Here is a 412-nt window from a genome sequence, read left to right on the forward strand (position 1 = left end):
CGAGCATCAACCCGCCGGTGGAACTGCCCATCACTGCGGTAGGGGATTTGAGCTTCTGGGTGGACAAGACCCGCTACGTGGACCCCAACCTCAATGGCTCGGTCAACGTGTGGTACGAGCTGATTCCCAGCGCGGGAGCCACGGGCGTTTCCGACAGCGTGCTGATCTCGGTGCAGGATGCCGCAAGCCAGACCTGGCCGGCGCCGCAGATCCACGACTCGACCGGCGCACCGGTTACCTCCTGGAGCCCTGTCAGACCCGGCACCACACAAGCCAACACCGCGAACTTCGTGCTGCGCGATACGCGCCTGCGCGTAGGCGATAGCGTCATGCCGTTCTGGCGTGTGGCGGGGAATGCCGACCAGGCGATCCCGCCCATCACCGTCAGCGTTGCGGGTGAGGCACAGGGGGC

General features: G+C 66.0%; 1 protein-coding gene. It reads left to right on the forward strand.

The annotated features are described in order from the left end of the window. On the forward strand, window positions 1-412 hold a 412-nt coding region (locus IFU31_RS21590; protein ID WP_192104662.1), incomplete at both ends, for a hypothetical protein.

Source organism: Pseudomonas sp. CFBP 13602, from assembly GCF_014842725.1.
Taxonomy (GTDB): Bacteria; Pseudomonadota; Gammaproteobacteria; order Pseudomonadales; family Pseudomonadaceae; genus Aquipseudomonas; species Aquipseudomonas baltica.